Origin of the sequence: Micromonospora sp. NPDC018662 (assembly GCF_044391475.1) — a bacterium.
Lineage (GTDB): Bacteria > Actinomycetota > Actinomycetes > Mycobacteriales > Micromonosporaceae > Micromonospora.
Genome location: NZ_JBISAC010000004.1, coordinates 448,841 through 474,837, shown reverse-complemented (window position 1 = coordinate 474,837; position 25,997 = coordinate 448,841). Strand labels below are relative to the sequence as shown.

Genomic DNA, 25,997 nt, shown 5'->3' with positions numbered 1-25,997 from the left:
CATGCTGAACCGGGGCGGACGTCGTCGGAGGGGGCGCGATGAGGGGTTGGTTCCGGCTCACCATGGGCCTGCTGGCGGTGGTCCTCGGCGCACTCTGGACCGTGCTGGGGCTCGGCTACGTCGAGGGCAGCGCGCTGACCGACCGGCGGATCTGGGCGATGGTCGGCCCGGTGGTCGTCCTGGTCGGACTCGTGGCGCTCTGGCACGGCATGCGGGCCCGCCGGCGCTGAGGCGCACCGGGGTACGGAGAAGCCCCGCCTCCCGTGCGGGATGCGGGGCTTCGCGCACCGGCCGGCGCGGCCGGCGCCTTGTCAGCTCAGATGGGGCGGACCTGCTCGGCCTGCGGACCCTTCTGACCCTGGGCGATCTCGAACTCCACCCGCTGGTTCTCCTCCAGCGAGCGGTAGCCGCTGGACTGGATGGCCGAGAAGTGGACGAACACGTCAGCACCCCCGCCGTCGACGGTGATGAAGCCGAAGCCCTTGTCAGCGTTGAACCACTTCACGGTTCCCTGCGCCATGTGCAACTCCTTCTAAAACTGGCGGCCGAGCACGCCGTGCGGCCGATTGGCCGTTTTCGAGCAGCGGCGCCTGAGGCGGCCCCCGTGCAGGGAACGTCTCTCAACCCACGCGTCTCGCAACAGCGTGAGACAGCAAACCACGTACGCAAAAACTTCGCACAGCCTACCGGACGAAGTTCTCCGACATGTGACCTGAAAGTTGTCCGGAGATCGACTGACGACCGGGGTCCGGACGCGCGGAAGGCCCCTCTCCCACGGCGTGGGAAAGGGGCCTTCCATCGAGCTGGTTCAGTCCGGCCAGTGCCCGGTCAGCCGGCGTACGCCGACCGCGCCGCCCCGGTCGACGGCGGCGCGCACCGCCGCGAAGATGGCGCCCTGGAGCGCCGCGGCGGCCAGCACCTCGCCCCACCGGCGGTCCTCGTCGGTGGCACTCGGCGCATCGCCGTCGCCCGCCGTCAACTTCCAGACCTGCCGGAAGATCATCCCGGCGACGGTGCCGGCGGCCAGGCCGAGCAGCACCCCCACCGGCTTGTAGGCCGCCTTACCGATCCTGCCGCTCACCTGCGCCTCCCTCGGACCACCAACAGCACCACCACGGTCACCACCGCGCCGGCCGCGACGGCCGCCCACGGCAACGGGTTGCGCCCGACCGCCTCACCGGACCCGTACGCCTGCGCCCGGACCAGCCGGGCCCGCTCCGTGGCCCGCGCGCGCACCCGGGCGACGGTCAACGCCGCCTCCTGGCGCACCCGCGCCTTGGCCTGCTCGGCGGAGTGCCGCACCAGCGCCTTCGGGTCGGCCCGGGCCGCCAACAGCTCCATCGTCTCACCGAGTTCCACCCGGGTGCGGCGGATCTCCTCCCGGAGCGCCGCCACGTCCCCGGTCCCGTTCCCGTTGCCGGTCATGCCCGCCTCCCGTCCTTCACCGCGGCGGTGACCGTGTCGACGTCCGCCCGAACACTGCGGACCGTCGCCTCCGGCACCGGCGGGACAGCACGGCTGACCTGCTTCTTGCCCACGAGCGCCAGGATCCCGGCGAGCAGGAACAGCGCCACCGCCACGATCAGGGCGGCCAGCCATGCCGGCATGACCAGTGCCAGCAGCAGGATCACGGTGGCGACCAGCGCGCCGGCGCCGTAGAGCGCCATCACCCCGCCGCCGCCGAACAGACCGATCCCGATCCCGGCGTGCTTGCCCTTCTGGGTCAGCTCCGCCCGGGCCAGCGTCAACTCGTCCCTTACCAGACGGGTGACCTGTTCGGTGGCCCGTTGCACCAGTTCCGCGGTGGACGGCTCGTTGCCGGTCCGGGACGTGCTGTGACTCGCGACGTCAGCCATGCTGTCCTCCTTTCTTCATCACCGCGCTGTATGCCCGGAGTCGCCGCCCGTCAATCCTGCGCGGGGCGGCCGGTCGGCCCGGCCGCGCGCCACCGGCGCCCGGCGTCGGCCGGCCGGAATCCGAGGCGTGCGCAGCAGGTCCCCCGGAATTCCGCCGGGCAAACCCACACGGCCCGACACGTCGCGAACGGCCCCGGCCGGCCACGTACCGGAGCCCCCGGCGCCGCGCGGGCGGCCGGGGGCTCCGATCGGGGTACGGCGGATCAGCGGCGGGCCTCGGCGTGCTCCTCCCGGCCCACGAACACCTCGCTGCGGGCGTCCCCGTCGTCGCTGCCGCCGAAGACCCGCGCGTCGTCGGGCGCCTCGGTGTCGGACGCCCGGCGGGCCGCCCGGCGCGGCTGCACCACCTGCCAGGGCAGCGGGCCGGTGGCATCGCCCACCTCGGCACGCAGCCGGGGCAGGGCGGTCGGGCGGTGGTCGCGTACCCAGGTCACCAGGTTCTCCCGGACCAGGCAGCGCAGGTCCCAGAGGCTGCCCGCGTCGGCGGCGCTGACCAGCGCGCGGACCTTGACCATGCCGCCGGTCGCGTCGGTCACCTGGAGCACGCAGACCCGGCCGTCCCACAGGTCGGTGCCCTCGCAGAGCCGGCGCAGCTCCTCCCGCATGGCCTGCACCGGGATGGCCCAGTCCAGGTCGAACTCGGCGGTGCCGAGCACCGCCGCCTCGGTCCGCGTCCAGTTCTGGAACGGTTTGCTGGTGAAGTACGAGGTGGGCAGGATCAACCGGCGGTCGTCCCAGATCTGCACCACCACGTAGCTGAGCGTCAGCTCCTCGATCCGGCCCCACTCCCCCTCGACCACCACCACGTCGTCGAGGCGCACCGCGTCGCTGAACGCGAGCTGGAGGCCGGCGAAGACGTTGCCGAGCAGGCTCTGCGCGGCGAGCGCGGCGACGACACCGACCACACCGGCGGAGGTGAGCACGCCGGCGCCGACACCGCGGACGGCCGGGAACGTCATCAGCATCACGCCGACGGCGAGGATCACGATCACCGCGATGGTCAGCCGGCGCAGCAGCACCACCTGGGTCCGCACCCGGCGGGCGTGCCGGTTGTTCGGCACGTCCACCCGGAACCGGGCCAGCGCGGTGTCCTCCGCCACCACCAGCAGCGACGCCACCAGCCAGGCGATCGCGGCGATCATGGCCAGCCCGAGCGTGTGCAGGACGAACTGGCGCCACGGGCTGCCCACCGCGTAGAGCGTGGTGAACCGGACCGCGAGCTGCACGCCGACCACTGTCGCGGCGACCTGGAACGCGCGGTGCGCGTGCTCGGTCAGCTCGGTCATCAGCAGCGAGCGGCGGCCGAGCCGGCGGGTGAGCCGGTGCACCACCTCGACCAGCACCAACGCGACCGCCGCCGCGGCGAGCGCGGCGGCGACGGTCACCAGATAACTCTGCACGAACTCTCTCTCCCTCCGGCCCGGACGGGAATCGGGCAAAGGCCCAATGGTGCCCGGCGGTCCGGGTATCGACCAGGATCAGACCTTGCGGTAGCGGGACTGGAAGAAGCAGTAGACGCCGAACGCGGCGATGCCGAGCGCCATCAGCGCCAGCAGCCACGGCCCGTACGCCTGGTCGCGCAGCGTCCGCAGGGCGGCGTCCAGGCCGCGCGCCTTCTCCGGGTCGTACTTGACGGCGGCGACCACGACGAGCAGGCCGGCGATGGCGAAGACCGTGCCCCGGGCGGCGTACCCGGCCATGCCGAGGCGACGGGTCAGCTGGTGGGTCTTCGGGCTCATCTCACCGGTCTTGAGGTTGCGCTCGAACTTCTTCTTCAGGCCGTAGATCACCATGCCGATGCCGACCGCGGCGAGCACCAGGCCGGCCAGCCCGACCAGCCACCGGCCACCGTCGGAGGCCATCAGCTTCTCGGTGAGCTGCTGCTGCTGGTTGGAGGCGTTGGAGCTGGCGTCCTGCACGACCTTGATCGCGGTCCAGCCCAGCCAGACGAAGATGATCACCCGGACGACCGAGGCGATCCGCTCGAAGGTCCGCTCCTTGCCGGTCCTGGACTGGTGGCCGACCAGCGCCTCGGAGGCCTGCCAGATGGCCATCGCGAAGAGGCCGACGGCGATCGCCACCAGCATGGTCTTGCCGAGCGGCTGCTCGCCGAGCGTCCGCAGCGCGCCGTTCTGGTTGCCCTCCTCCCCGGATTTCCCGAAGGCGATCTGCAACGCCAACCAGGCGAAGAGGAGGTGCACGATTCCGTAGCCGATGAAACCGGCGCGAGTCAGCAGTTCGAGCCATCGGCTGTTCTTGGCCTGCGAGGCGGTGGCTCCGGCGTTCCGGGTGAGAGACATGGGCCCTCAATCTCCCGACGTGCGGTTTTCCAAACGTCACCGCCCGCAGGCCGCCGGTCGGCGGGCGGCCGAAAGGGATCAGCCGTTGGGGTTGCGGGCCACCCGCAGCACCACGTTCTGGTCGGTGACGGTGTCCAGGCTGACCTGGAAACCGCCGACCTCGGTCGCCTGCTGGCCGGTGGTGAGCGAGAGCTGCTCGCCGGCCACCTCCACGGTGACCTGGTCGTCCTGCGCACCGATCAGCTTCGCCTCGATGCCGAGGATGGTGGCGCTGGCGTCCACGCCGCGGTCGAACGTGATGGTGCAGGCGTCCAGGCCGCAGTCGGTGTCGGCGCCGTTCGAGCTGCAGCCGGCGAGCAGCGCGGCACCGAGGGCGAGACCGGCGAGCAGCCCGGCGGCACGACGGACGGGGGGCGGGGCGAGGGTGGCGCGTCGGTTCGTCACCTCCCCAACGGTACCGCCCACCCACCACGCCCCCGGGTGGCGTGCTCGCCGGGGGCGGGCGTGGAGAAGGGGCCCCTTCTCTACCGAATGCGTTAAGAAGGGGCCCCTCCTTCACGCGCTAGGGTGCGGGAATGGCATTTGATGTTGCCCGGGTGCGCGGGCGCTATCCCGCGTTGGGCGAGGGTTTCGTGCACTTCGACGGCGCCGGCGGCACCCAGACCGCCGCGCCGGTGATCGAGGCGGTGGCCGACGCGATGCGCGCCGCGACGGGCAACCGCAGCACCGCCTTCCGGCCCGGCCGGCGCGCGCTGGAGCTGGTCGCCGGCGCCCGCGCCGCGGTCGCCGACCTGCTCGGCGCCGACCCGTCGGGCGTGGTGCTCGGGCCCAGCGCCACCGCGCTGACCTACACGCTGGCCCGGACGCTGGGCGCGGGCTGGCGCCCGGGCGACGAGGTGGTGGTCTCCCGGCTGGACCACGACGCCAACGTCCGGCCCTGGGTGCAGGCCGCCGAGGCGGCCGGCGCGACGGTGCGCTGGGCCGAGTTCGACAGGGCCACCGGTGAGCTGCCCGCCGGCCAGTACGCCGACCTGGTCGGCGAGCGGACCCGGCTGGTAGCGGTGACCGCCGGCAGCAACGCGATCGGCACCGTGCCGGACGTGCCGGCGATCGCCAAGACCGCGCACGCGGTCGGCGCGCTGGTCTGCGTGGACGGGGTGCACTCGGTGCCGCACGGCCCCACCGACCTGGCCTCGCTCGGCGCGGACGTGCTGGTCACCAGCGCGTACAAGTGGTCCGGCCCGCACCTGGCGGCGATGGTCGCCGACCCGGCGCGGTGGGCGGCGCTGCACCCGGCGAAGCTGCTGCCCTCCGCCGACTCGGTCCCGGACCGCTTCGAGTACGGCACCCCCAGCTTCCCGCTGCTGGCCGGCGTGACCGCCGCGGTGGACCACCTGGCCACCCTCGACCCGGCCGCGACCGGCGACCGGCGGGCGCGGGTCCGGGCCGGCCTGGCCGCCGCCCAGGCGCACGAGGAGGCGGTCTTCGACCGGCTGCTCGCCGGGCTGGCGGCCCGGCCCTTCGTCACCGGGTACGGCACCCCGGCCCGGCGCTGCCCCACGGTGTCGTTCCGGGTGGCCGGCCGCACCCCGGCGGAGACCGCCGCGGCGCTCGGCGAGGCGGGCCTCTGCCTCTCCTCCGGCGACTACTACGCCTACGAGTACTTCCAGGCGATGGGCCTGCGCGACACCGGCGGCGCGGTGCGGGCCAGCGTCTACCACTACAACACGGTCGACGAGGTGGACCGGCTGCTGGCCGAACTCGACCGGCTGGCCGACGACGAGGGGACAATGGTCCGGTGAGCTTTCTGGTCGAGGAGAACCCCGCCAAGCACCGCTTCGAGATCCTGGTCGACGACGCGCTGGCCGGGTTCACCGCCTACCTGCCGCGCGGTGAGGTGCTGGTCTTCACGCACACCGAGGTCGACGACCGCTACCAGGGGCAGGGCGTGGGCGCCGCGCTGATCCGGGGCACGCTGGACCAGGTCCGCGCCCGTGGCGGCCGGGTGGTGCCCCGCTGCCCGTTCATGGCCACGTTCATCGAGCGCCACCCCGACTACGCCGACCTGGTGGCCGACGCGCCGTAGGGCCCGGCCCGACCGGGGGACCTCCCCACCCGGCCGGGCCGGGAGTTCAGCGGACGCCGGCCAGCAGCTCGGCGGCGGCCCGGGCCGCCGCCGCGGTGGCGCCGTGGGTGGCCAGGTGCACCCGGCCGGCGGGCAGCTCGGGCACGCCCAGCTCGACCACCACCGCGTCCGGGCGGGCGGCCAGCGCCCGGGTGACCGCGTCCCGCATCCACCCGTGCCGGTGCAGGTCGCGCACGACCAGCACCAGCGGCCGGTCGGCCGGGCCGGTGGCCGGGTCGGCCGGGACGGCGTCGGCGGCGTACCGGGCGGTGGTGGTGCCGGGCGTCAGGTGGGCCAGCGGCGCGGCGACCCCCCACGGGGTCTCCTCGCCGATGGCGATGTTGCGGGGCGGCGCGAACTCCACCACGTGCGCGGGCCCGGCCAACGGCAGCAGCGCGGCGTCGCCGGTGATCCGGACCGCCCGGCGCGCGGCGGCCAGCCCGATCGGCGACCCGTCGGCGGCCGGCCGGTCGCCGCTGCGGTGGGCGCGGGCGGCGACGCTCCACGCGGCGAGCTGGCCGACCCGTTTCGCGGCCTCGGCCAGCCGCTCCTCCGGCAGCTCGCCGCGCACCACCGCGGCCACCACGGCGTCGCGCAGCTCCCGGGCGTCGGCCTCGGTGGCCCGTTCCCCGCCCACGCAGATAGCGTCCGCGCCGGCGGCGAGCGCCCGCACCGCCGCGCCGGCGAAGCCGTACCGGTCGGCCACCGCGCGCATCTCCACCGCGTCGGTGACCACCACGCCGCCGAAGCCCAACTCCTCGCGGAGCAGCCCGCCCAGGATGCGCGCGCTGAGTGTGGCCGGCAGTTCCTCGTCGAGCGCCGGCACCAGCAGGTGACCGGTCATCACCGCCTGCACCCCGGCCGCCACCGCGGCCCGGAACGGGGCCAGCTCGACCGCGTCCAGCCGGGCCCGGTCGCCGCCGATGCGGGGCAGGTCGAGGTGGGAGTCGACGCGGGTGTCGCCGTGCCCGGGGAAGTGCTTGGCGCAGGCGGCCACGCCGCCGGCCTGGAGGCCGCGCACCCAGGCGGCGGTGTGGCGGGCGACCAGCTCGGGGTCGGCGCCGAACGAGCGCACCCCGATGACCGGGTTGGCCGGGTTGGAGTTGACGTCGGCGTCCGGGGCGTAGTCGAGCGTGATGCCGACGGCGGCCAGCTCGGCGCCCAGGTCGCGGGCGACCTCCTCGGTCAGCGCCGCGTCGTCGACCGCGCCGAGCGCGAAGTTGCCGGGCCGGGAGCTGCCCCGGGCCGACTCGATCCGGGTGACGTCGCCGGCCTCCTCGTCGATCGCCACGATCACGTCCGGCCGTTCCGCCCGCAGGTTCGCGGTGAGCGTCGCGACCTGCTCGAGGTCGACGACGTTGCGGGCGAACAGGACCACCCCGCCGAGCCCTTCGCCGAGCCAACGGCAGACCCAGGGCGGCGGGGTGGTGCCGACGAACCCGGGTTGCAGGACGGCGGCGGCGAGCGCCGCCAGGTCTCCGGTCGCACCGACGATCCGCTCGCTCATGTGCTGACGTCCCCCGTATCCCCACGGACCCGCCGGGACCGACGGGTGCTGACATGGTCACACTGCGCCGCGAAATAGTCAACAATCCTTACTGTTAGCTGGTGGCGCCCCGCGAACCGGCGTGGGAGAGTTCGTCCATGCCCGCCCTGCCGCTCGCGGACGCCACCGGCGCCGCCGACATCCCCGGCGTACGCCTGCTCGGCCTGGTGGTCGGCGCCCTGTTCCTGCTGATCGCGATCCGGGCGATGTTCCGCCGCTGACGCCCGGTTCGGACCGTTCCGCCGGGGTACCGAGGTCGGCATCAGGACACGGCGGAGGGGACACCCATGAAGATCGGTTACTTCCTGTCCAGCGAGGAGTACACACCGGCGGAGCTGCTGGCCCAGGCGCGCGGCGCCGAGCAGGCCGGCTTCGAGGCACTGTGGATCTCCGACCACTACCACCCGTGGGTCGACGCCCAGGGGCAGAGCCCGTTCGTCTGGTCGATGCTCGGCGCGCTCAGCCAGGTCTGCCGGCTGCCGGTGACCACGGCGGTCACCTGCCCCACCGTCCGCATCCACCCGGCGGTCATCGCCCAGGCGGCGGCCACCAGCGCGGTGCTGCACGAGGGCCGCTTCGTGCTCGGGGTGGGCACCGGCGAGGCGCTCAACGAGCACATCCTCGGCGACGCCTGGCCGCAGACCGACGTGCGGCTGGAGATGCTCGAGGAGGCGGTCGAGGTGATCCGCGAGCTGTGGCGCGGCGACTTCGTCAACCACCACGGCCCGCACTACACGGTGGAGCACGCCCGGATCTACACCCGACCCGAGACGCCGCCGTCGATCTACGTCTCCGGCTTCGGTCCCAAGGCGATCGAGCTGGCCGCCCGGATCGGCGACGGGTACGTCAGCATGATGCCCGACGCCGACATGGTGCGCCGGTTCCGCGACGCCGGGGGCGGCGACAAGCCGTGCCAGGGCGGCTTCAAGGCCGCGTACGCCGACACCGCCGACGAGGGCGCCCGGATCGCGTACGAGCGCTGGCCCAACGCGGGCGTGCCGGGTGAGCTGTCCCAGGTGCTCCCCTCGCCGCGCCACTTCGAGCAGGCCGCCGAGCTGGTCCGGCCGGAGCAGGTGCGGGAGGCGTTCGTCTGCGGCCGGGACGCCGACGCCCACCTGGAGATGATCGACAGGTACGCCAAGGCCGGGTTCGACGAGGTCTACGTGGCCAACACCGGCCCGCACTGGCAGGGCCTGTTCGACCTCTACCAGGCCGACGTGCTGCCCCGGCTGCGGTGATCCGGAAAGACGGTTTCGGGTTCGGACGCCGGGGGTAGCTGAGGCGCTTGATGAAACTGACCACGCACGCCACCAACCTGCGCCGCGCGGCGAAGAACCTGTTCGGCTGGACCGCGCTGCGGCCCAACCAGCTGGCCGCCATGCGCGCCGTCATGAAGCGCCACGACGCCCTGGTGGTGCTGCCCACCGGCGCCGGCAAGTCGGCGATCTACCAGATCCCGGCCAGCCTGATCCCCGGCCCGACCGTGGTCATCTCCCCGCTGCTCGCGCTCCAGCAGGACCAGATCGCCGCGCTCAACGAGCGGCAACGGCCCGAGCTGCGCGCGGTGCGGATCAGCTCGGACGAGAGCGCCGCGCAGCAGGCCGAGGCGGTCGAGGACATCCGGGCCGGCCGGGCCGAGTTCCTGTTCATCACGCCCGAGGCGCTGAGCAACCCGGACCGGCTGGCCGAGGTCCGCTCGCTCTCCCCGGCGCTGGTCGCGATCGACGAGGCGCACTGCATCTCGTCCTGGGGTCACGACTTCCGGCCGGACTACCTCGCCCTCGGGCACCTGATCGACGGCCTCGGCCGGCCGCCGGTGGTCGCGCTGACCGCCACCGCCTCACCCCCGGTGCGCGACGACATCATCGCCCGGCTGCGGCTGCGCGAGCCCGAGGTGGTGGTCTCCGGGCTGGACCGGCCGAACCTGTTCCTCGAGGTGGCCCACTGCCCGACCGAGGACTACCGGTGGCGGCGGCTGGTCGCGCTGCTGCGCGACGACGAGCGGCCCGGCATCATCTACGTGCCGACCCGGCGCGCGGCGGAGGAACTGGCCGAGCGGCTGACCAAGGCGGGTTTCCCGTCCGAGTTCTACCACGGCGGCATGCCCACCGCGGCGCGGCACGAGCTGCACGAGGCGTTCCTCGCCGACCGGGTGCCCATCATGGTGGCCACCTCGGCGTTCGGCATGGGCATCGACAAGCCGAACATCGCCTGGGTGGTGCACATGGCGCTGCCCGACTCGCCGGACAGCTACTTCCAGGAGATCGGCCGGGCCGGCCGCGACGGCTCCCCGTCCCGGGTGCTGCTGCTCTGGCGCTCCGAGGACGTCGGCCTCCAGCGCTACTTCAGCGGCGGGCTGCCCGACGAGAAGGAGCTGTCCGACCTCGCCGCGGTGCTGCGCAGCAAGGCCCGCACCCGCAAGGAGCTGCGCGAGCTGACCGGTCTGGGCCCGCGCAAGCTCGGCCAGTACCTCTCCCTGCTGGAGCAGATCGGCGCCGCCGAGCCGCGGGCCCGGCAACGCATCGGGGCGCCCCGCTACGCGCCGGACGCCGCCGAGGCCGGTCGCGCCGCGCGCGCCGAGGCCGAACGGCAGCAGACCGTGACCCGGTCGCGGACGGACATGATGCGCGCGTTCGCGGAGACCACCGGCTGTCGCGGGCAGGCGCTGCTGGCCTACTTCGGCGAGCAGATGAGCGAGGTCTGCGGCCACTGCGACAACTGCCACGCCGGCACCAGTGTGGCGAACGACGGCGCGGTCGGGCCGTTCCCGGTGCACAGCCAGGTCCGGCACGCCGAGTGGGGGTCCGGCCTGGTGCTCAGCTACGAGGAGGGCCGGATGACGGTGCTCTTCGACGAGGTGGGCTACAAGACGCTGTCCGTGCGTGTGGTGTCCGAACAGGGCCTGCTGGAACTGGACTAGCCTGATCCGGGCACCGCGACGGTGCCCGTCGACAACGACGACCGCGGCGAAAGGAACCTGATCGTGATCGAGCAGCCGGCGTACACCCGGTTCGGCGTCTCGGACGAGGAGTGGGGGCTGCTGGTGGGGCTGCCGCAGTCGGTGCTCACCGCGGCGGCCGCCGCCGAGTCCGACGGCACCCGGCGCACCATGGCCGAGAACGCCGCCGGGCTGGAGACCATCGCCGCCGGCCGGGAGTCGGCCAGCCCGCTGGTCGCCGCCGTGGCCGGCGAGATCGTCGCCCGGGTCGGCGACCCGGAGACCGGCGCGGAGCTGCCGGTGATCACGCCGGACGACCCGACGGCGATGATCGAGGACGTGCTCACCCGGGCCGGCCAGGCGTCCGCCCTGCTCACCGGCCGGGTGGACGAGGGGCAGGCCGGCGCCTACCGGCACTGGCTGGTGGAGATCGCCGAGCAGGTGGTGGGCGCCGCCTCCACCGGCGGCATCCTGGGCATCGGCGGTGACGTGGTGAGCGACTCCGAGCGTCGGTTCCGGGACCGGTTGTCCCACGTGCTCAACGACTGACCCACCGTCTGTCTATGACGGACGTCACGCCCCACGGGTGCCGCGTTTCGGCCCCGTGGGGCGTCGTGTTTGTGGAGGGATGTCGAGAGACCACGGGGGTCGTTCATGGACACACCGATGCAACCGCAGATCTTCGACACGGCGCAGATACCCGTCGCCGACCGCTTCGGGCTCTGGCTGGAGATGCTCGCCCAGACGCCCACGCTGATGCGCGTCCGCACCGAGCACGCCGACAACTTCGAGGCGCGGGCCGAGTTCCTCGAACTCGGGCCGATCCAGCTCATCCGGCACCGCTACCCGTCGCTGCACGGGGTCCGGACCCGCAAGCTGATCAGCCGCTCCGACGCCGACTGCTACCTGCTGGCACTGACGCTCACCGGCACCGGCACCGCCGACCAGGACGGGCAGCGGGGGGTCTGCCCACCCGGCGACCTCACCTTCTACGACTGCGCCCGGCCCCAGGAAATCAGCCACCACACCGACCGTGCCGACGACCGGTCCGCCGCGTCGATCGTGGCGCTCATCCCGCACGACGCGCTGCCGCTGCCGCACCGCCGGCTCACCCCGCTGTTCGCGAGCCGGATGTCCGGCGCCGAGGGGATCGGCGCCCTGCTGGCCGACTACCTCATCCGGATCACCGGCCATCCGGAGCAGTACCACGCGGTCGACGCGGACCGGCTGGGCGGCGTCGCGCTCGACCTGATCGCCACGCTGCTCGGTCGCCACCTGGTCTCCGAGGAGGCGGTGCCGACCGAGGTCCGGCGCCGTGCGCTGCTGGCCCAGGTGCACGCGTACGTCCGGCAGCACCTCGGCGACGTGACGCTGGACCCCGGCACGATCGCCGACGCCCACCACCTCTCGGTGCGCTCCCTGCACCGGCTCTTCGAGGACGAGGAGACCACTGTCGCGGCGTACATCCGGGACGAGCGGCTGGCCCGGTGCCGGCGGGACCTCGCCGACCCGACCCTGGCCCACCGGTCCATCCAGGTCATCGCCGCCCGCTGGGGGTTCCGGGACAAGGCCCACTTCAGCCGCGCCTTCCGGACCGCCCAGGCGGAGACGCCGCAGGCGTACCGGACGCGTCATCTGGAACAGGCACGGATCGTCAACAGCGCGGCATCCGAAGTCAACTCGACCCGAACACACTGAAACCCGGGCCGACACCGGCGACGGTGACGGCCCGCTGGTAACGGGGGGCCGTGGCGTGGCGCCCGCGGCGGTCCAGCCGCGGGCGGCCGCCCGGTGGCCCCTCTCGCGCCGCGTCGGCGGCACCCGGGTTCCGGCCCCGTCGCTTCCCCCCAGGACCGACGGGGCCGGTCGGAGTCAGTCGGCCGCCTTCTCCTCCAGCAGCGCCAGCACGGACCTCTCCACCGCCTCGCGCGGCATCTCCGGCTGCACCGGCGCCAGCACCCCGTCGTGGTAGAGGTCGACCACGCGCGGGTCCACGTAGGACGTGCGGGCCACCGTCGGCGTGTTGCCGAGCAGCTCGGCGACCGAGCGCATCACCGCCGCCACGGCCCGGCGGCGCGCGGTGGTGGACCGCTGCGGGCCCACCGAGGCCAGCTCGGCGGCGGCCAGCACGGTGGCGTGCCAGGTGCGGAAGTCCTTCGCGGTCATCTCCCCACCGCTGGCGTCCCGCAGGTAGTCGTTCACCTCGTCGCTGCGCACGTCGCGCCATGCGCGACCGTCCCAGTAGCCGAACAGCCGCTCCTGGGCGCGCCGCCGCCGGCGCAGGTTGAGCAGCACCTGGCACAGCTCCGCGTCCTCGATGCGGCGGACCTGGTCGATGCCGCCCTTGGCCGGGAACTCGAACACCACGCACCCGCCGCGGGAGCGGGCGTGCTCGGGGCGCAGCGTGGCCACGCCGAAGGTGGGATCGTCGCCGGTGGCGTACTGGTCGCTGCCGACCCGGAACGCGCCCATGTCGAGCAGCCGGGCCACCGTGGCCAGCACCCGTTCCCGCCGCAGCCCGCGCAGCGCCAGGTCGTGCGCGACCCGGTCGCGCAGCGCCGGCAGCCGGTGGGCCACCTCCAGCACGTGGTCGAACTTCGCCTCGTCCCGCTTGCGACGCCACTGCGGGTGGTAGAGGTACTGCTTGCGACCGGCCGCGTCGATGCCGGTGGCCTGGATGTGCCCGTTCGGGTACGGCGAGATCCACACGTCCCGCCAGGCGGGCGGGACGACCAGCTCGCGCAGCCGGGCCAGCTCGTCGGCGTCGCGCACCGGGTCGCCAGTCGCGTCCAGGAAGAGCCACCCCTTGCCGCGCCGCCGCCGGGCGTACCCCGGTCGGCCCGGATCGCTACGCCGCAACCGCACCGGAGACCCGTTCCACCTCGGCCACCGCCGCCACCACCTCGTCGATCCCGATGGCATCCAATGTCGGATGCGTTCCCACCCCACCGGAACCCGTCGGATCCGGGTCGGGTCCGGCGGCACCGACCCGGCCGAGCACCCGATGCCGGGGACGGTCGGGCGGCGGGCCCCAGTGCGTCGCCGGCACCGGCCCGAACAGCACCACCGAGGCGGTCCGGTAACCGGTGGCGAGGTGGGCCACGCCGGTGTCGCCGCTCACCACCAGGCGCGCGTCGGCCACCAACGCGGCCAGCTCGACCAGGCCGGTCCGCCCGGCCAGCACCGCCGCCGGCGGCAGCCCGGCGTCGCGGGCCACCTGGGCGGCCAGCGCCCGCTCGTCGGCCGAACCGGTGAGCACCACCCGGTGCCCGCGCGCGGTCAGCGCCCGGGCCAACGCGGCGAAACGGTCCGCCGGCCAACGCTTCGCCGGCACCTTGCTGCCCGGATGCAGCACCGTCACCCCGGCCGGTACGCCGACCGTGGCCGGCCGCCGCAGCGCCAGGTCGCCCGCGTCGGCCGGCAGGCCGTACGCGTGCAGCAGCCGGCACCAGCGGCGCACCTCGTGCTCGTCGGCGTCCCAGGTCGGACCGTCGAGGTGGCCGGCCGCCGGGTTCCGGTAGGCGAGCAGCCGGCCCGGCCGGACCGCCGCCAGCGCCCGGTGCGACTCGGGTCCCCGGCCGTGCAGGTTCACCGCCACCTCCGGCGGCGGCCCGGTCCACCGGATCCGGTCCGGCCCGGCGGTGGGCAGCACCCGGTCGACCGCCCCGGTCAGCGCCGCCAGTGGCGCCAGCCAGGCCGGCGCGGCCAGCACCAGCTCCCGGCCGGGCAGGCCGGCGCGCAGGCCGTGCAGCGCCGGGACGGCGGTGGCCAGGTCGCCGACCCCGAGCGCGCGCAGCACCAGGATCACGGGTACGAGGACTCCTGCTCGGCACAGACCACCAGCTCGCGGACCGCGCAGCCGGGCGGTTGGGACAGCGCGAACATCACCGCGGCGGCGGTGTCGGCCGGCTCGTTGAGCACGGCGTCCGGCCCGGGCCGGTACTGCGCGTCCCGCTCGTCGAAGAACGCGGTGCGCATGCCGCCGGGGATCAGCAGCGTCACCCCGACCGCGCCGGCCAGCTCGGCGGCGAGCGCCCGGGTGAAGCCGACCACCCCGAACTTCGCCGCGCAGTACGCGGTCGCGTCGCCGACCGCCTTGACGCCGAGCGTGGAGGCGACCGTGACGATGGTGCCCCGGGACGCCGTCAGGAAGGGCAGCGCGGCCCGGATCACCGCCGCGGTGGCGAGCAGGTCCACCGTGACGATCCGTTCCCAGGTCTCCGCCGGCACGTCGGCCAGCTTCCCGGGCACGTCCATGCCGGCGGCGGTGACCACCGCGTCGAGGCCGCCGGAGCGTTCCGCGAGGTCCCGGGTGGCGGCCTCGGCGGCCCGGGTGTCGGCCAGGTCGCACTCGGCCCAGGGCACCCCGTCGGCGGGGCGCTGCCGGTCCAGCACGAGGGGTCGGCCGCCGGCCCCGGCCACGGCGGCGACCACCGCCGCGCCGAGGCCGCTGGACCCACCGGTGACCAGCACCGTCGGCCCGACGCCGGGCGGGTTGCGTGGCGCGTTCATCGTGCTCCCTTCGCCGTGGACCGGACGACCGTCTCCCGGCCGGGCTCCGCGGCCGGGTCGGCCGGCCAGCCGACGCTGCCGCGGCCGGCGCGGGCCGCCGCGATCATGTCGGTGGTGGACCGCCCGTCCAGGTACGGCACCACCACCGTGTGGCCGCCCCAGCGGGCCAGGATCGCCGACTCCGGCAGCGTCTCCGCGCCACCGCCGCTGGCGTAGTCGCCGCCCTTGACCCAGATGTCCGGGCGCAGCCAGGACAGCGCCGCGTGCGGGGTCGGCTCGTCGAAGATCAGCACCGCGTCGACGCAGCCGAGTGCCGCGAGCAGCCGGCTGCGGTCGCCCTGCGGCACGACCGGGCGCTCCGGCCCCTTGAGCCCGGCCACGCTCGCGTCGGAGTTGAGGCAGACCACCAGGCAGTCGCCGAGTTGCCGGGCCGCCTGGAGCGTCGCCACGTGCCCGGCGTGCAGCAGGTCGAAACAACCGCCGGTGGCCACCACGGTGCCGCCGGCCGCGCGTACCCGGGCCAGCACCTCGCCGGCGGCCCCGACGCCGATCCGGCCCCCGCCGGCGGCGACCACCGCCGGGGCGACCGCCCGGACCGGCGCCGGCAACGCGGTGGTCACTCCCCCGCCGGCCACGTACGCGGACGCCTCGGCGACCGCCTCCTGCACCGCCTCGGACACCAGCGCGCCCCGGGCCAGCGCCAGCGTGGCCGCGGCGGCGAACCGGTCCCCGGCGCCGCAGGTGTCCCCCTCGGCGGGCGGCGCCGGCACCACCAGCGGGGTGGAACCGGCGTGGCAGAGCAGCGCGCCGTCCCCGCCCAGCGTCACCGCGACGGCGCCGGCCTGCCAGCGCCGGCGCAGCGCCTGCGCGTTGCGGGACGCGTTCGCCAGGCGGGACCCGCCCGGCGGTGTCTTGGCCAGGTCACGTGCCTCCGGCTCGTTCGGGGTGGCCAGGTGCACGCCGGGCACGGCCACCGGCCCGCGCGGGTGCGGGTCCCAGACCACCGGCGCCCGGGTCGCGGCCAGCGCGGCGCGCAGCGCGGGCTGCCCGGCGACGCCCCGGCCGTAGTCGCTGACCAGCACCGCGGACGCCTCGGCGAGCAGCCGCAGCACGGCCTCGCTCGGCTCCCCCGGCACGCCGGTCGGCCCGCCCCGGTCGTGGCGCAGCAGCACCCGCCCGCGCGCCCGCAGCCGGATCTTCTCCGGTGTCGCGCCGGCCAGCGGAAGCGCGTAGAGCTGCACCCCGGCGGCGGCGAGCAGGGTGCCGAGCCGGGCCCCGCCGGCGTCGTCGGCGACGGCGGTGACGAGCGCGACCTCGGCGCCCTGCGCGGCCGCGAAGACGGCGGCCAGGCCGGCGCCCCCGGGCCGGTCGACGGACGTGGTCTCGTCGAGCACCGGCACCGGGGAGTCCGGGCAGAGCCGGTTCACCAATCCCTCGACGTCGCGGTCCAGCAGCGTGTCACCGAGCACCACCACGGGTCCCGCCATGCTCGACCTCCTCATCGGGCCTGCACCTCCGGATCCGGGTCGCCGAGCACCACCTCGACGCCGGTGCGCACCGGGCCGGCCGGGGTGCGGGCGGCCAGCTCCGCCGGCAGCGCCCGGTCGACGTACTCGCAGAGCACGTGCACGGCGACCAGGTGCAGTTCCTGCACCACCTGGCCGTCCGGCGAGTCGACCGCCAGCCGCTCGTGGCAGAGGTCGGCGAGGGGGTTGGGGGCGGGTCCGGTGAAGGCCCAGCAGCGCAGGCCGGTGTCGTGGGCGGCGTGGGCGGCGGTGAGGAGGTTGGTGCTGGTGCCGCTGGTGGAGAGCAGGAGGAGGAGGTCGTCGGGTCGGCCGTGGGCGCGGACCTGGCGGGCGAAGACCTCGTCGTAGCCGTAGTCGTTGCCGATGGCGGTGAGGGCGCTGGTCTCGGCGTGCAGGGCGATGGCGGACAGGGGCCGACGGTCGTGGCGGAGTTTGCCGACGAGTTCCGCGGTGAGGTGTTGGGCCTCGGCGGCGCTGCCGCCGTTGCCGGCCACCAGCAGCCGGCCGCCGGCGGCGAGACGGTGCGCCAGTTCCCCGCCCCAGCGGGCGAGCTGCTGTTCCGCCTCCCGCAGCGGCGGCAGCGCGCCGGCCAGCCGGGTCAGGTGGTCCGCCAGGACCGTCCCGCCGGGCGCCGGGGTGGCCGCCATCAGGCGACCACCCGGGTGGGCCGGCGCACGGTGGCGACCTCGCCGTACAGCGCGCCGAGCCGCTCGGCCGCGGTGGCCCAGGAGTAGCGGGTCCGGGCCCGTTCCAGCGCCGCGGTGGCGTAGGCGAAGCGGCGGATCCGGTCACCCAGCAGGCCGCGGATCGCCGCGCCGAGCGCCGCCGGGTCGCGCGCCGGCACCAGGTCGCCGGTGCGGCCCGGCACCACCGTGTCGATCAGGCCGCCGACCGCGGTCCCGATCACCGGTACGCCGCAGGCCATCGCCTCCAGCGGGGTGAGCCCGAACGGCTCGTACCAGGGGGCGGCGACCAGCACGTCGGCGGAGCGGTACCAGCGGCCCATCTCCTCGCGCGGCACGGCGCCGACCAGGCGTACCCGGTCGGCGATGCCGAGCGAGTGGGCCAGCGCGCGCAACCGCATCGCGTACGGGTCGGTCTCCAGCAGCCCGGCCGGCGGCCCGCCGACCACCACGCACTCGGCGTCCGGCACCAGCGCGGTGGCGCGGATGACGTCCTGGAAGCCCTTGCGTTCGACCAGCCGGCCGACGGTGAGGATGCGGGGCCGGCCGCCGTCGGCCTCGGCGACCGGGCCCAGCGGGCCGAAGGTGGACAGGTTCACCCCCGACGGCACGACGGTGATCCGGGACCTCGGCACCCCGAGCCGGACCAGTTCGGCGACCTCGTCCTGACACTGGGCGACCACCCGGTCCACCGCGCGGCCCAGCTCCCGTTCGTGGGCGACCCGGCCCGGTGGGCTGGTGTCCTGGACGCCCTGGTGGCGTCGCTTGACGGTGCCGAGCGCGTGGTACGTCTGCACGATCGGCACGCCGGTGCGCCGGGCCGCCGCGAGCCCGGCCAGCCCGCTCATCCAGAAGTGCGCGTGCACCACCTCGGGCTGCCAGTCGCCGGTGCGCCACCGGTCCGCCAGCCAGTCGGAGAACGCCGGCATGTACGGCAGCAGGTCGTCCTTGGCCACCGGCTCGGCCGGGCCGGCGGGCACGTGCACCACCTCGTACCCGTCCGGGGCGCGGACGGTCACCGGCAGGTCGACCGCGTCGCGGCGGGTGTGGACCCGGACGTCGTGGCCGGCGGCCGCGAGCGCGGCGGAGAGTTCGGCGACATGCGTGTTCTGGCCGCCGGCGTCCTCCCCGCCGAGGACGGCGAGCGGGCTGGCGTGTTCCGAGATCATCGCGATGCGCATACTTCCTCCTCCAGCAGCCGGTCCCAGTCGGCGAGGAAACGCTCCAGGCCGTAGCGGTCGCGGGCGGCGGCCCGGGCCGCGGCGCCCGCCCGGCGGGCGGCCGCCGGGTCGTCCAGCAGGCCCCGGGCGGCGTCCACCAGCACGTCGACCCGGGTGGAGAGCGCACCGGCGGCGGGTGGCACGGCCTCGACCGCCTCGGTGGTGGCCAGCGCGACCACCGGCATGCCGATGGTCATGGCCTCGATCAGGCTGAGCCCGAGCGAGGTCCACCGGCACAGGTGCAGGTAGGCGCGCCGCTTGGCCAGCTCGGCGTGCATGGCGTGCTGCGGCACGTCGTCGTGGCTGGTCAGCCGCTCCTCGGGCAGCCCGAGGTGGGCGGCGAGCCCGGCCACCTTCATGCCGTAGACGTCCAGCGGCGCCAACGCCGCGAACCGGGCGAGCAGGTCGGTGCCGGTGACCCGCCAGCGGCGTACCGGCTCGTTGATCACCACGGCGAGGCGGTCGAGTTCACCGGTCCACTCGACCGCCGGGGCGACCACGCCGTGCTCGACCACTGCGGTGCGGGTGGCGCCGTTGTCCCAGAACAGCTCGTTGAATCCGGTGACGTGGGTGAGCAGCAGGTCGTCGCGGTCGGCCATCGGGTGGCGGGTGTTCGGGACGTCGCCCTTGGGGGTGTTGTGTTCGACGTAGATCGCCGGGAGGTCGCGGCCGGGGCGGCGGCCGAGCCACCGGGCGGCCAGGTCGAGTTCCTCGGGGCGTTGCAGGACGACCAGGTCGACGTCGGTGTGGCGGAGCTGCTCCGGGGTGACCTCGACGGCGCTGTCCGGCCACGGGTAGGTGCGGGCCCGGCCCAGGCCGTAGGCGTCCCGCTCCGGGTTGACCGGGACCAGGTAGCGGTGCTTGCCGTGCACGAACGAGGTGGTCCAGGACCCGTGCACGTGCCACAGCAGGATGTTCATCCGACCACCCCGAGCAGCCGCAACGCCTCCAGCACCCGGCCCGGCTCGACCGCCGACAGGCAGGGGTGTCCGGGGACCGGGCAGGCGGTGGCACGGGTGTCCCGGCAGGCCGCGCCCGCGTCGCCGAGCCGGACGGTCGGCACCCGGTACGGTCCCCACTGGCCGAACGGGACGGTCGGGGCGAACAGGCTGACCACCGGCACGTCCAGCGCGGCGGCCAGGTGCGCGGGGCCGGTGTTGCCCACCACCAGCGCACCGGCCCGGGCGATCACGGCGGCCAACTCGTCCAGCCCGGTCCGTCCACCCAGGTCGACGCCGCCGGCGGCGGCCACCCGCGCGGTCAGCTCCCGCTCGTCCGGCCCGCCGGTGACGACCACCCGGTGACCGGCGGCGCCCAGCACCCGCACCACCCGGGTGGCCAGCTCGACCGGGCAGGCCCGGGTCTCCACCGAGGAGCCCGGGTGCAGCACCACGTAGCCGGGCGCTCCGGCCGCGGCCGGGACCGGCGGCAACCGGTCGGTGCGCAGGCGCAGCGCGGGTTCGTCGTGGCCGGGCAGCGGATACCCGGCGGCGGCGGCGAGGGAGAGCGCGCGCTCGGGTTCGGGTACGCCGACGGGAACGCGGTGGCGCACGTCGAGCAGGGCGCCGGGGTAGTCGTCGCTGATCGCGCTGATCCGGGGCACGCCGGCCATCCGCAGCAGCAGGGCCAGGGGCAGCGGGGACTGGTGGAAGCTGGTGAACACGACCGCTTCGTCGGCGTGGACGGCGGCGAGCCGGTCGGTCAGCGCGCGGATGGCGGTGGGGTCGACCGGTGGGGCGGGAGCGTCGATCCAGGGCAGCGGCCACTGGATGATCTCGTCGACGCCGGGCAGCAGGTCGGCGGCGGCCCGGCCACGGGGTCCACAGAGGAGGACCACCCGGCGGGCGCCGGCCGCGACCGCCCGGATCCCGGGACCGGTGACCAGCACGTCCCCGGCCGCGTCGCTGCGGACCACCAGCACGGTGCCCCCGCCGCGGCGGTGGTCCGGTGCCGGCGCGGCCACCAGCCGCATCCGGGTCAGCACCGTGTCCACCGCGTCCGGCAGGTCGGCGGCGACGGTCGGCGCGGCGGCCACCTCGGCGGCCCGGGTGGCCGGCGTGGGCACCAGGACGGCGGCGGCGCCGGCGGCCGCGGCGGCGGCCATGTCGGCGCCGATGTCCCCGATCAGCACGCACCGGCGCGCCGTGGTGCCGAGCGCACGCGCGGCGGCGTGCACCAGACCCGGTGCCGGCTTGCGGCAGCCGCACCGGTCCGGCTCCGCGTGCGGGCAGATCGCCCAGTGGTCGAACGGGCCGAGCAGCTCCTCGACCCGGGCGTTGACCCGGCGGAGGTCGTGCGCGGTGAAGTAGCCCCGGGCCAGTCCGGACTGGTTGGTCACCACGGCCAGCCGCAGCCCGGCCGCGCGCAACCGGTCCAGCGCCTCCCGGGCGCCCGGCACCGGCCGGACCTTCTCCGGGTCGCCGTTGTACGGCACGTCCTCCACCAGCGTGCCGTCCCGGTCCAGCAGGACCGCGTCGTACAGGGCGGAGTCGTACCGGCCGGACGGGAGCCGGTCAGCACCCGGGTGAACCCGGGCTGACCTGCACTGATCCCGCTCGCGGTCCGCTCGCACGGGCGGCGGGTTCCCGACCCCCCGAGGAGTAAACGTCAGCCCCGGTTACCCACCGCCTCGGAGAAGCTAACCCGGCTGCCGTTAGCGACGGCCCGGGCGGGGGTACCGGACACTCGTGGCGGTTGTGGAAAAAGTGATCGACGCATCCCCGGACCGGGTCTTCGCGGTGCTGGCCGACGGCTGGACGTACAGCGACTGGGTGGTGGGCACCGCCCACGTCAGGAACGTGGACGACACCTGGCCCCGGGTGGGCAGCCAGTTGCACCACCGGGCCGGGCCGTGGCCGTTCTCGCTGCAGGACGCGTCCACGGTGCTGGAGTGTCAGGCGCCGCACCGTCTCGTGCTGCGCGCCGGGCTCTGGCCGGCCGGCGAGGCGATCGTGGCGTTCGTCCTGGAGCCGTTGGACGACGGTCGGACCCGGGTCACCATCGGCGAGGACTTCGCCGCCGGGCCGCTGCGGTGGGTCCGGACCAAGCTGAACGACCTCGTGCTGCACATGCGGAACAGGGAGACGCTGGCCCGGCTGTCGGACATCGCGACGCGGCAGCAGCCGGAGCGGTAGCCCGGCCGGTCGCGGGGCGTCTGTGCGGACGCCGTGAAGCGGACTGGCTACCCTCTCAGGTGAACATGTCGGCCGACCGAGGAAGTCCGTGATGATCGAACCCGTGCAGTTGCCCTCCCCGTGGGCGGACGCGCGCCTGACCGTCGTCGTTCCGACCTACAACGAGGCGGGCAACCTCCCGGTGCTGGTCGAGCGCCTCCTCGCGCTGCCGCTGCCCGGGCTGAAGGTGCTCGTCGCGGACGACAACTCTCCCGACGGCACCGGCGAGGTCGCCGACAAGCTGGCCATCGAGCACCCGGAGCGGGTGCTGGTGGTGCACCGCCCCGGCAAGGAGGGCCTCGGCCGGGCGTACGTGGACGGCATCGGCCGCGCGATCGACGACGGCGCGGAGTACGTCGCCCAGATGGACGCCGACATGTCGCACCCGCCGGAGGCGCTGCCCGGCATGCTCGGCGCGCTGCTCTCCACCCAGGCGTCCGTGGTGATCGGCTCCCGGTACGTGCCCGGTGGGGAGCTGGACGAGAACTGGCCGCTCTACCGCCGCGCGCTCAGCGGCTGGGCCAATCTCTACGTGCACACGTTGCTGCGGGTGCGGATCCGCGACCTGACCGCCGGCTTCAAGATCTGGCGGGCCGACGCGTTGCGCGCCATCGGGCTGGACCGGGTGCAGTCCAACGGTTACAGCTTCCAGGTGGAGATGCACTACCTCGCCACCAAGCTGGGCCACACCATCCTGGAGGTGCCGATCCGCTTCGAGGAGCGCCGCGAGGGCGACTCGAAGATGACCACGGCCACCAAGATCGAGAGTGCGCTGATGCCCTTCAAGCTGCGCACCCGCCACCGCAACATCGACTCCTGACACCCCCTCCCCTCCCCGCAGATTCACGGAAAGAGTGCCTATCCGGACCGCGATGGGCACTCTTTCCGTGAATCTGCGCGCAACAAGGGGGGGTGCGTCAGCGGTAGATGGTGTGGTGGGCGGCGGCGATCGTGCGGGCGTAGAGCTGGCCGGTGACGGCGCGGTCGCGGGTTAGGGCGGCGCGGGCGGCGTTCGCGCCCGGCGCGCCGTGCACCCCACCGCCCGGATGGGCGGAGGCGCTGGCCAGGTAGAGCCGGTCCACCGGGGTGTCGGCCCGGCCCAGGCCCGGGATCGGCCGCAGGAACAACTGCTGGTACGCGGCCGCGGTGCCGCCGCCCAACGCGCCGCCCACCAGGCTCGGCTCGGCCGCCTCCAGATCGGCCGGACCGGCCACGTGCCGGCCGACGATCGAGGCGCGGAAGCCCGGCGCGGCGGCCTCCAGCACCTCCTCCATCCGCTCCACGTGCCCGGCCACCTCCTCGGCCCGCCAGTGCCGGCGGAACGGGAGGTGGGTGTAGGACCAGAGCGACTCGGTGCCCGGCGGCGAGTGGCTCGGGTCGGCCACCGTCATCTGCCCGACCAGCAGGAACGGATCCGCCGGCACCTCGCCACGGGCCAGCGCCGCGGCGTACGTGGTGAGGCCGTTCAGGTCCGCGCCGAGGTGCACGGTGCCGGCGCCGGCGAGGTCCCGGTTCCGCCACGGCACCGGCGCCGACAGCGCCCAGTCGACCTTGAGCGTGGAGCCGTCCCACTTGAAGTGCGCCAGGTCCTCGACCAGCCGGGGCGGCAGCGCCGCCGCGCCGACCAGGTCCAGGTAGAGCGCCGGGGCGGGGACGTCGGCGAGCACGGCGCGGCGCGCCCGCCAGTCCGCCCCGTCCGCGGTCCGCACCCCCATGGCGCGGCCCCGGGCGGTGAGCACCCGCTCGACCCGGGCGTCGTACTCGATCCGGCCGCCGCGCTCGACCAGCCGCGCCACCAGCGCGTCGGTGATCCGCTGCGCGCCGCCCACCGGCACCGGCCAGCCGACCTGCTGGCCGAGCATGGCGAGCAGCCAGCCGTACACGCCGGAGCCGGCCTCCTCCGGGGACAGGTCGGTGTGCAGGGCGCAGCCGGCCAGCAGCACCGGGCCGCCCTCACCCTCGAAGAGCTCCGCGCCGAGCTTGCGCACCGGCAGCACGAGCCGGCGGGCCAGCCGCAGCGCGCCGCCGACCCGCAGCCGACGCAGCAGGCCCACCCCGCTGCGGACCGGCGGGAACGGGCTGGTGATGGCGTCCAGCATCGGCTCCGCCACCTGGAGCCAGTCGGTGTACGCGTGCCGCCAGCGCTCCCCGTCGCCGGGGGCGAACGCCTCCAGCGACGCGGCGGTGGTGTCCAGGTCACGGTTGACCACCGCGGCCCGGCCGTCCGGGAGCAGGTGCGCCAGCACGTCGGGCGCGTTGGTCCAGGACAGGCCGTGGCGTTCCAGGTCGAGCCCGCGCAGCACCGGGGAGGCGAAGCCGAGCGGGTAGAAGGAGCTGTACAGGTCGCTGAGGTAGCCCGGCGCGGTCACGTGTGCGGAGCGCACCGCGCCGCCGGGCGCCCCGGTGGCCTCCAGGACCAGCACGTCCCAGCCGGCGTCGGCCAGCAGGTTGGCCGCCACCAATCCGTTGTGCCCGGCCCCGATGACGACGGCGTCGGCGGTGGCAGTCATCCGATCCGCCTACCCGGCCGGTGACCGGGCGAAACGCGTTTGCCCGCCCCGGACCGGGGCAAGCACGGGCATGTACACGGTTGCGCAGCTCATAGGTGGGGTGTGGGGCGCCGGGGGCGAGGGCGGCGAGCTGGTCGTCCACGATCCGGCCGACGGGACACCGGTGACCCGGGCGCCGGTGGCGACCGCGGACGAGGTGGCCAAGGCGGTGGAGGCGGCCCGGGGCGCGGCGGCGGAGTGGGCGGCGACCGCGCCGGCCGAGCGGGCCGCCGCGCTGCACCGGGCTGCGGACGCGATCGAGGCGGCGGCCGACGAGCTGGCCGAGGCGACCACCGCGGAGATGGGCAAGCCGCTCGACGACGCCCGGGGCGGTGTCGCGGCGGGCGTCGGCACGCTGCGGCAGTACGCCGAGCTGGCCCCGCTGCGGGGCGGCCGGACGCTGCACGGCGGCCACGCCGCGGTGGACTTCATGGCGCCGGAGCCGCGCGGCGTGGTCGCCGCGATCACCCCGTGGAACGACCCGGTGGCGGTCTCCTGCGGCCTGCTCGGCGCGGCGCTGGTGACCGGCAACGTGGTGGTGTACAAGCCGAGCGAACGCACCCCGGCCACCGGGTGGCTGCTGGCCCGGGCGTTGGACGCGGCCTTGCCGGCCGGCGTGCTGTCGTTGCTGACCGGCGGCGGCGAGGTGGGCGCGGCACTCGCCGGCCAGGACGGGCTGGACGTGGTCGCGCACGTGGGCTCCACCGCCACCGGGCGGGCGATCGCCGCCGCGGGCGCGCGGACCGGCGCGAAGGTGCTGCTGGAGAACGGCGGCAGCGACCCGCTGCTGGTGGACGCCGACGTCGACCCGGTGTGGGCGGCCGAGCAGGCGGCGCTGGGCTGCTTCGCCAACGCCGGGCAGATCTGCGTCGCGGTGGAACGCGTCTACGTGCACCGCGACGTCGCCGGGGACTTCGTCGACGCGTTGGTGGCCCGCGCCGAGGCGCTCGCCGTGGGTCCCGGCCGCGACCCGGGGACCCAGCTCGGCCCGCTTGTCGACAGGCGGCACCGGGACCACGTGCACGGGCAGGTCACCGCCGCGGCGGCGCAGGGCGCCCGGATCCGCACCGGGGGCGCGGTGCCGGACGGGCCGGGCGCGTTCTACCCGGCCACGGTGGTCGACGGCTGCCGGCACGAGATGGCGCTGGTGCGCGAGGAGACGTTCGGCCCGGTCGCCCCGGTGGTGGTGGTCGACTCGTTCGACGAGGGACTGCGGTGCGCGGCCGACTCCCCGTACGGGCTGGCCGCCACCGTGCTGACCGGCTCGATGAGCCACGCCCAGCGGGCCTGGCGGGAGCTGCCGGTGGGCACCGTCAAGGTCAATGCCGTGTTCGGCGGCGCGCCGGGCGGGGCCGCCCAGCCGCGCCGGGGCAGCGGCCAGGGCTTCGGGTACGGCCCGGAGCTGCTCGACGAGTTCAGCACCGTGAAGGTGGTCCACCTGGAGGCGCCGGGCGGCGGCCACTGGTGAGAACCGGCACGACAGGAGCCCGGCACCGCGCCGGTCCCGGG

The 25,997-nt window shown here is 75.1% G+C and carries 28 protein-coding genes; 11 read left to right on the top strand and 17 right to left on the bottom strand.

What is annotated here, in order from left to right:
• The first annotated feature begins 38 nt into the window (after positions 1 to 38).
• The gene (locus tag ACH495_RS15720) at positions 39 to 230 is read left to right on the top strand and encodes a hypothetical protein (RefSeq protein WP_396858424.1); all 192 of its coding nucleotides are present in this window, start codon (positions 39 to 41) and stop codon (positions 228 to 230) included.
• A gap of 86 nt (positions 231 to 316) precedes the next feature.
• Here the strand turns inward: ACH495_RS15720 and ACH495_RS15715 are convergent, their stop codons facing one another.
• From ACH495_RS15715 to ACH495_RS15685, 7 genes are all read right to left on the bottom strand, one after another.
• Positions 317 to 520 (bottom strand): cold-shock protein, encoded by a 204-nt coding sequence (locus ACH495_RS15715; RefSeq protein ID WP_088962828.1) that lies wholly within the window; start codon positions 518 to 520, stop codon positions 317 to 319.
• A 288-nt stretch (positions 521 to 808) separates the two neighbouring features.
• Positions 809 to 1,081 carry a DUF4235 domain-containing protein gene (locus ACH495_RS15710; protein ID WP_343442237.1) on the bottom strand — a complete coding sequence of 91 codons (273 nt, stop codon included), beginning with the start codon at positions 1,079 to 1,081 and terminating at the stop codon, positions 809 to 811.
• Entirely contained in the window at positions 1,078 to 1,425 is a 348-nt protein-coding gene (locus ACH495_RS15705) for a DUF3618 domain-containing protein (RefSeq protein ID WP_396858423.1), read from the bottom strand. The genes ACH495_RS15710 and ACH495_RS15705 overlap by 4 nt, the downstream gene beginning before the upstream one ends.
• The gene (locus tag ACH495_RS15700; RefSeq protein ID WP_396858422.1) at positions 1,422 to 1,856 is read right to left on the bottom strand and encodes a phage holin family protein; all 435 of its coding nucleotides are present in this window, start codon (positions 1,854 to 1,856) and stop codon (positions 1,422 to 1,424) included. Before ACH495_RS15700 ends, ACH495_RS15705 begins: the two co-directional genes overlap by 4 nt.
• A 263-nt stretch (positions 1,857 to 2,119) precedes the next feature.
• Positions 2,120 to 3,316: a mechanosensitive ion channel family protein gene (locus ACH495_RS15695; RefSeq protein WP_396858421.1), complete on the bottom strand. Its 1,197-nt coding sequence runs from the start codon at positions 3,314 to 3,316 to the stop codon at positions 2,120 to 2,122.
• A 78-nt stretch (positions 3,317 to 3,394) separates the two neighbouring features.
• Entirely contained in the window at positions 3,395 to 4,216 is an 822-nt protein-coding gene (locus tag ACH495_RS15690) for a DUF1206 domain-containing protein (protein ID WP_396858420.1), read from the bottom strand.
• 78 nt (positions 4,217 to 4,294) lie between these two features.
• Positions 4,295 to 4,660: a hypothetical protein gene (locus tag ACH495_RS15685; protein ID WP_396858419.1), complete on the bottom strand. Its 366-nt coding sequence runs from the start codon at positions 4,658 to 4,660 to the stop codon at positions 4,295 to 4,297.
• Positions 4,661 to 4,791: 131 nt separating this feature from the next.
• On the opposite strand from ACH495_RS15685, the gene ACH495_RS15680 reads away from it, so the two are divergent.
• A complete protein-coding gene (locus ACH495_RS15680) occupies positions 4,792 to 6,018 on the top strand; it encodes a cysteine desulfurase-like protein (RefSeq protein ID WP_396858418.1) in 1,227 nt (408 codons plus the stop codon).
• Positions 6,015 to 6,302: a GNAT family N-acetyltransferase gene (locus ACH495_RS15675; RefSeq protein ID WP_396858417.1), complete on the top strand. Its 288-nt coding sequence runs from the start codon at positions 6,015 to 6,017 to the stop codon at positions 6,300 to 6,302. The genes ACH495_RS15680 and ACH495_RS15675 overlap by 4 nt, the downstream gene beginning before the upstream one ends.
• Positions 6,303 to 6,348: 46 nt before the next feature.
• Here the strand turns inward: ACH495_RS15675 and ACH495_RS15670 are convergent, their stop codons facing one another.
• A complete protein-coding gene (locus ACH495_RS15670) occupies positions 6,349 to 7,848 on the bottom strand; it encodes a glycoside hydrolase family 3 protein (protein WP_396858416.1) in 1,500 nt (499 codons plus the stop codon).
• A 137-nt stretch (positions 7,849 to 7,985) separates the two neighbouring features.
• Here ACH495_RS15670 and ACH495_RS15665 point away from each other — a divergent pair, with 137 nt between their 5' ends.
• The 5 genes from ACH495_RS15665 to ACH495_RS15645 all read left to right on the top strand — a co-directional run bounded on the left by ACH495_RS15665 (position 7,986) and on the right by ACH495_RS15645 (position 12,523).
• The gene (locus ACH495_RS15665) at positions 7,986 to 8,108 is read left to right on the top strand and encodes a hypothetical protein (protein ID WP_255563043.1); all 123 of its coding nucleotides are present in this window, start codon (positions 7,986 to 7,988) and stop codon (positions 8,106 to 8,108) included.
• Between the two features lie 66 nt (positions 8,109 to 8,174).
• Positions 8,175 to 9,125 carry a TIGR03557 family F420-dependent LLM class oxidoreductase gene (locus ACH495_RS15660; protein ID WP_396858415.1) on the top strand — a complete coding sequence of 317 codons (951 nt, stop codon included), beginning with the start codon at positions 8,175 to 8,177 and terminating at the stop codon, positions 9,123 to 9,125.
• 50 nt (positions 9,126 to 9,175) lie between these two features.
• Entirely contained in the window at positions 9,176 to 10,807 is a 1,632-nt protein-coding gene (locus ACH495_RS15655) for a RecQ family ATP-dependent DNA helicase (protein ID WP_396858414.1), read from the top strand.
• A gap of 63 nt (positions 10,808 to 10,870) precedes the next feature.
• Positions 10,871 to 11,374, top strand: a complete 504-nt coding sequence (locus ACH495_RS15650; protein WP_396858413.1) for a hypothetical protein — start codon at positions 10,871 to 10,873, stop codon at positions 11,372 to 11,374.
• Positions 11,375 to 11,491: 117 nt separating this feature from the next.
• Complete coding sequence (locus ACH495_RS15645; RefSeq protein WP_396858412.1) at positions 11,492 to 12,523, top strand: helix-turn-helix domain-containing protein; 1,032 nt, start codon at positions 11,492 to 11,494, stop codon at positions 12,521 to 12,523.
• A 174-nt stretch (positions 12,524 to 12,697) separates the two neighbouring features.
• Here ACH495_RS15645 and ACH495_RS15640 read toward each other — a convergent pair whose 3' ends face one another.
• The 8 genes from ACH495_RS15640 to ACH495_RS15605 are packed head-to-tail and all read right to left on the bottom strand — an operon-like array spanning position 12,698 to position 21,338.
• Positions 12,698 to 13,690 (bottom strand): DNA topoisomerase IB, encoded by a 993-nt coding sequence (locus ACH495_RS15640; RefSeq protein WP_396858411.1) that lies wholly within the window; start codon positions 13,688 to 13,690, stop codon positions 12,698 to 12,700.
• Positions 13,674 to 14,633 (bottom strand): glycosyltransferase family 9 protein, encoded by a 960-nt coding sequence (locus ACH495_RS15635; protein WP_396858410.1) that lies wholly within the window; start codon positions 14,631 to 14,633, stop codon positions 13,674 to 13,676. Before ACH495_RS15635 ends, ACH495_RS15640 begins: the two co-directional genes overlap by 17 nt.
• Positions 14,630 to 15,337: an SDR family oxidoreductase gene (locus tag ACH495_RS15630; RefSeq protein ID WP_396858409.1), complete on the bottom strand. Its 708-nt coding sequence runs from the start codon at positions 15,335 to 15,337 to the stop codon at positions 14,630 to 14,632. The genes ACH495_RS15635 and ACH495_RS15630 overlap by 4 nt, the downstream gene beginning before the upstream one ends.
• Entirely contained in the window at positions 15,334 to 16,824 is a 1,491-nt protein-coding gene (locus ACH495_RS15625; RefSeq protein ID WP_396858408.1) for a PfkB family carbohydrate kinase, read from the bottom strand. Before ACH495_RS15625 ends, ACH495_RS15630 begins: the two co-directional genes overlap by 4 nt.
• An 11-nt stretch (positions 16,825 to 16,835) precedes the next feature.
• Positions 16,836 to 17,510 carry an SIS domain-containing protein gene (locus ACH495_RS15620; RefSeq protein ID WP_396858407.1) on the bottom strand — a complete coding sequence of 225 codons (675 nt, stop codon included), beginning with the start codon at positions 17,508 to 17,510 and terminating at the stop codon, positions 16,836 to 16,838.
• On the bottom strand, positions 17,510 to 18,727 hold the full coding sequence (locus ACH495_RS15615; protein ID WP_396858406.1) for a glycosyltransferase: 1,218 nt from the start codon (positions 18,725 to 18,727) through the stop codon (positions 17,510 to 17,512). The genes ACH495_RS15620 and ACH495_RS15615 overlap by 1 nt, the downstream gene beginning before the upstream one ends.
• Positions 18,712 to 19,686 (bottom strand): glycosyltransferase, encoded by a 975-nt coding sequence (locus ACH495_RS15610; protein WP_396858405.1) that lies wholly within the window; start codon positions 19,684 to 19,686, stop codon positions 18,712 to 18,714. Before ACH495_RS15610 ends, ACH495_RS15615 begins: the two co-directional genes overlap by 16 nt.
• The gene (locus ACH495_RS15605) at positions 19,683 to 21,338 is read right to left on the bottom strand and encodes an HAD-IIIA family hydrolase (RefSeq protein WP_396858404.1); all 1,656 of its coding nucleotides are present in this window, start codon (positions 21,336 to 21,338) and stop codon (positions 19,683 to 19,685) included. The genes ACH495_RS15610 and ACH495_RS15605 overlap by 4 nt, the downstream gene beginning before the upstream one ends.
• A gap of 115 nt (positions 21,339 to 21,453) precedes the next feature.
• Here ACH495_RS15605 and ACH495_RS15600 point away from each other — a divergent pair, with 115 nt between their 5' ends.
• Complete coding sequence (locus ACH495_RS15600; protein WP_396858403.1) at positions 21,454 to 21,900, top strand: SRPBCC family protein; 447 nt, start codon at positions 21,454 to 21,456, stop codon at positions 21,898 to 21,900.
• Positions 21,901 to 21,991: 91 nt separating this feature from the next.
• Positions 21,992 to 22,759, top strand: coding sequence for a polyprenol monophosphomannose synthase (locus tag ACH495_RS15595; RefSeq protein WP_396858402.1), 768 nt, complete (start codon positions 21,992 to 21,994; stop codon positions 22,757 to 22,759).
• 97 nt (positions 22,760 to 22,856) lie between these two features.
• Here the strand turns inward: ACH495_RS15595 and ACH495_RS15590 are convergent, their stop codons facing one another.
• Complete coding sequence (locus tag ACH495_RS15590; RefSeq protein WP_396858401.1) at positions 22,857 to 24,449, bottom strand: phytoene desaturase family protein; 1,593 nt, start codon at positions 24,447 to 24,449, stop codon at positions 22,857 to 22,859.
• Between the two features lie 70 nt (positions 24,450 to 24,519).
• Here ACH495_RS15590 and ACH495_RS15585 point away from each other — a divergent pair, with 70 nt between their 5' ends.
• Positions 24,520 to 25,956 carry an aldehyde dehydrogenase family protein gene (locus tag ACH495_RS15585; protein WP_396858400.1) on the top strand — a complete coding sequence of 479 codons (1,437 nt, stop codon included), beginning with the start codon at positions 24,520 to 24,522 and terminating at the stop codon, positions 25,954 to 25,956.
• The last annotated feature ends 41 nt before the right edge of the window (positions 25,957 to 25,997 follow it).

Coding starts and splice junctions, on each gene's coding strand:
- ACH495_RS15670 (WP_396858416.1), bottom strand. CDS start 7,848: ATGAGCGAGCGGATCGTCGGTGCGACCGGAGACCTGGCGGCGCTCGCC.
- ACH495_RS15590 (WP_396858401.1), bottom strand. CDS start 24,449: ATGACTGCCACCGCCGACGCCGTCGTCATCGGGGCCGGGCACAACGGA.
- ACH495_RS15630 (WP_396858409.1), bottom strand. CDS start 15,337: ATGAACGCGCCACGCAACCCGCCCGGCGTCGGGCCGACGGTGCTGGTC.
- ACH495_RS15720 (WP_396858424.1), top strand. CDS start 39: ATGAGGGGTTGGTTCCGGCTCACCATGGGCCTGCTGGCGGTGGTCCTC.
- ACH495_RS15595 (WP_396858402.1), top strand. CDS start 21,992: ATGATCGAACCCGTGCAGTTGCCCTCCCCGTGGGCGGACGCGCGCCTG.
- ACH495_RS15705 (WP_396858423.1), bottom strand. CDS start 1,425: ATGACCGGCAACGGGAACGGGACCGGGGACGTGGCGGCGCTCCGGGAG.
- ACH495_RS15610 (WP_396858405.1), bottom strand. CDS start 19,686: ATGAACATCCTGCTGTGGCACGTGCACGGGTCCTGGACCACCTCGTTC.
- ACH495_RS15615 (WP_396858406.1), bottom strand. CDS start 18,727: ATGCGCATCGCGATGATCTCGGAACACGCCAGCCCGCTCGCCGTCCTC.
- ACH495_RS15660 (WP_396858415.1), top strand. CDS start 8,175: ATGAAGATCGGTTACTTCCTGTCCAGCGAGGAGTACACACCGGCGGAG.
- ACH495_RS15700 (WP_396858422.1), bottom strand. CDS start 1,856: ATGGCTGACGTCGCGAGTCACAGCACGTCCCGGACCGGCAACGAGCCG.
- ACH495_RS15620 (WP_396858407.1), bottom strand. CDS start 17,510: ATGGCGGCCACCCCGGCGCCCGGCGGGACGGTCCTGGCGGACCACCTG.
- ACH495_RS15645 (WP_396858412.1), top strand. CDS start 11,492: ATGCAACCGCAGATCTTCGACACGGCGCAGATACCCGTCGCCGACCGC.
- ACH495_RS15655 (WP_396858414.1), top strand. CDS start 9,176: ATGAAACTGACCACGCACGCCACCAACCTGCGCCGCGCGGCGAAGAAC.
- ACH495_RS15690 (WP_396858420.1), bottom strand. CDS start 4,216: ATGTCTCTCACCCGGAACGCCGGAGCCACCGCCTCGCAGGCCAAGAAC.
- ACH495_RS15585 (WP_396858400.1), top strand. CDS start 24,520: ATGTACACGGTTGCGCAGCTCATAGGTGGGGTGTGGGGCGCCGGGGGC.
- ACH495_RS15680 (WP_396858418.1), top strand. CDS start 4,792: ATGGCATTTGATGTTGCCCGGGTGCGCGGGCGCTATCCCGCGTTGGGC.
- ACH495_RS15715 (WP_088962828.1), bottom strand. CDS start 520: ATGGCGCAGGGAACCGTGAAGTGGTTCAACGCTGACAAGGGCTTCGGC.
- ACH495_RS15625 (WP_396858408.1), bottom strand. CDS start 16,824: ATGGCGGGACCCGTGGTGGTGCTCGGTGACACGCTGCTGGACCGCGAC.
- ACH495_RS15665 (WP_255563043.1), top strand. CDS start 7,986: ATGCCCGCCCTGCCGCTCGCGGACGCCACCGGCGCCGCCGACATCCCC.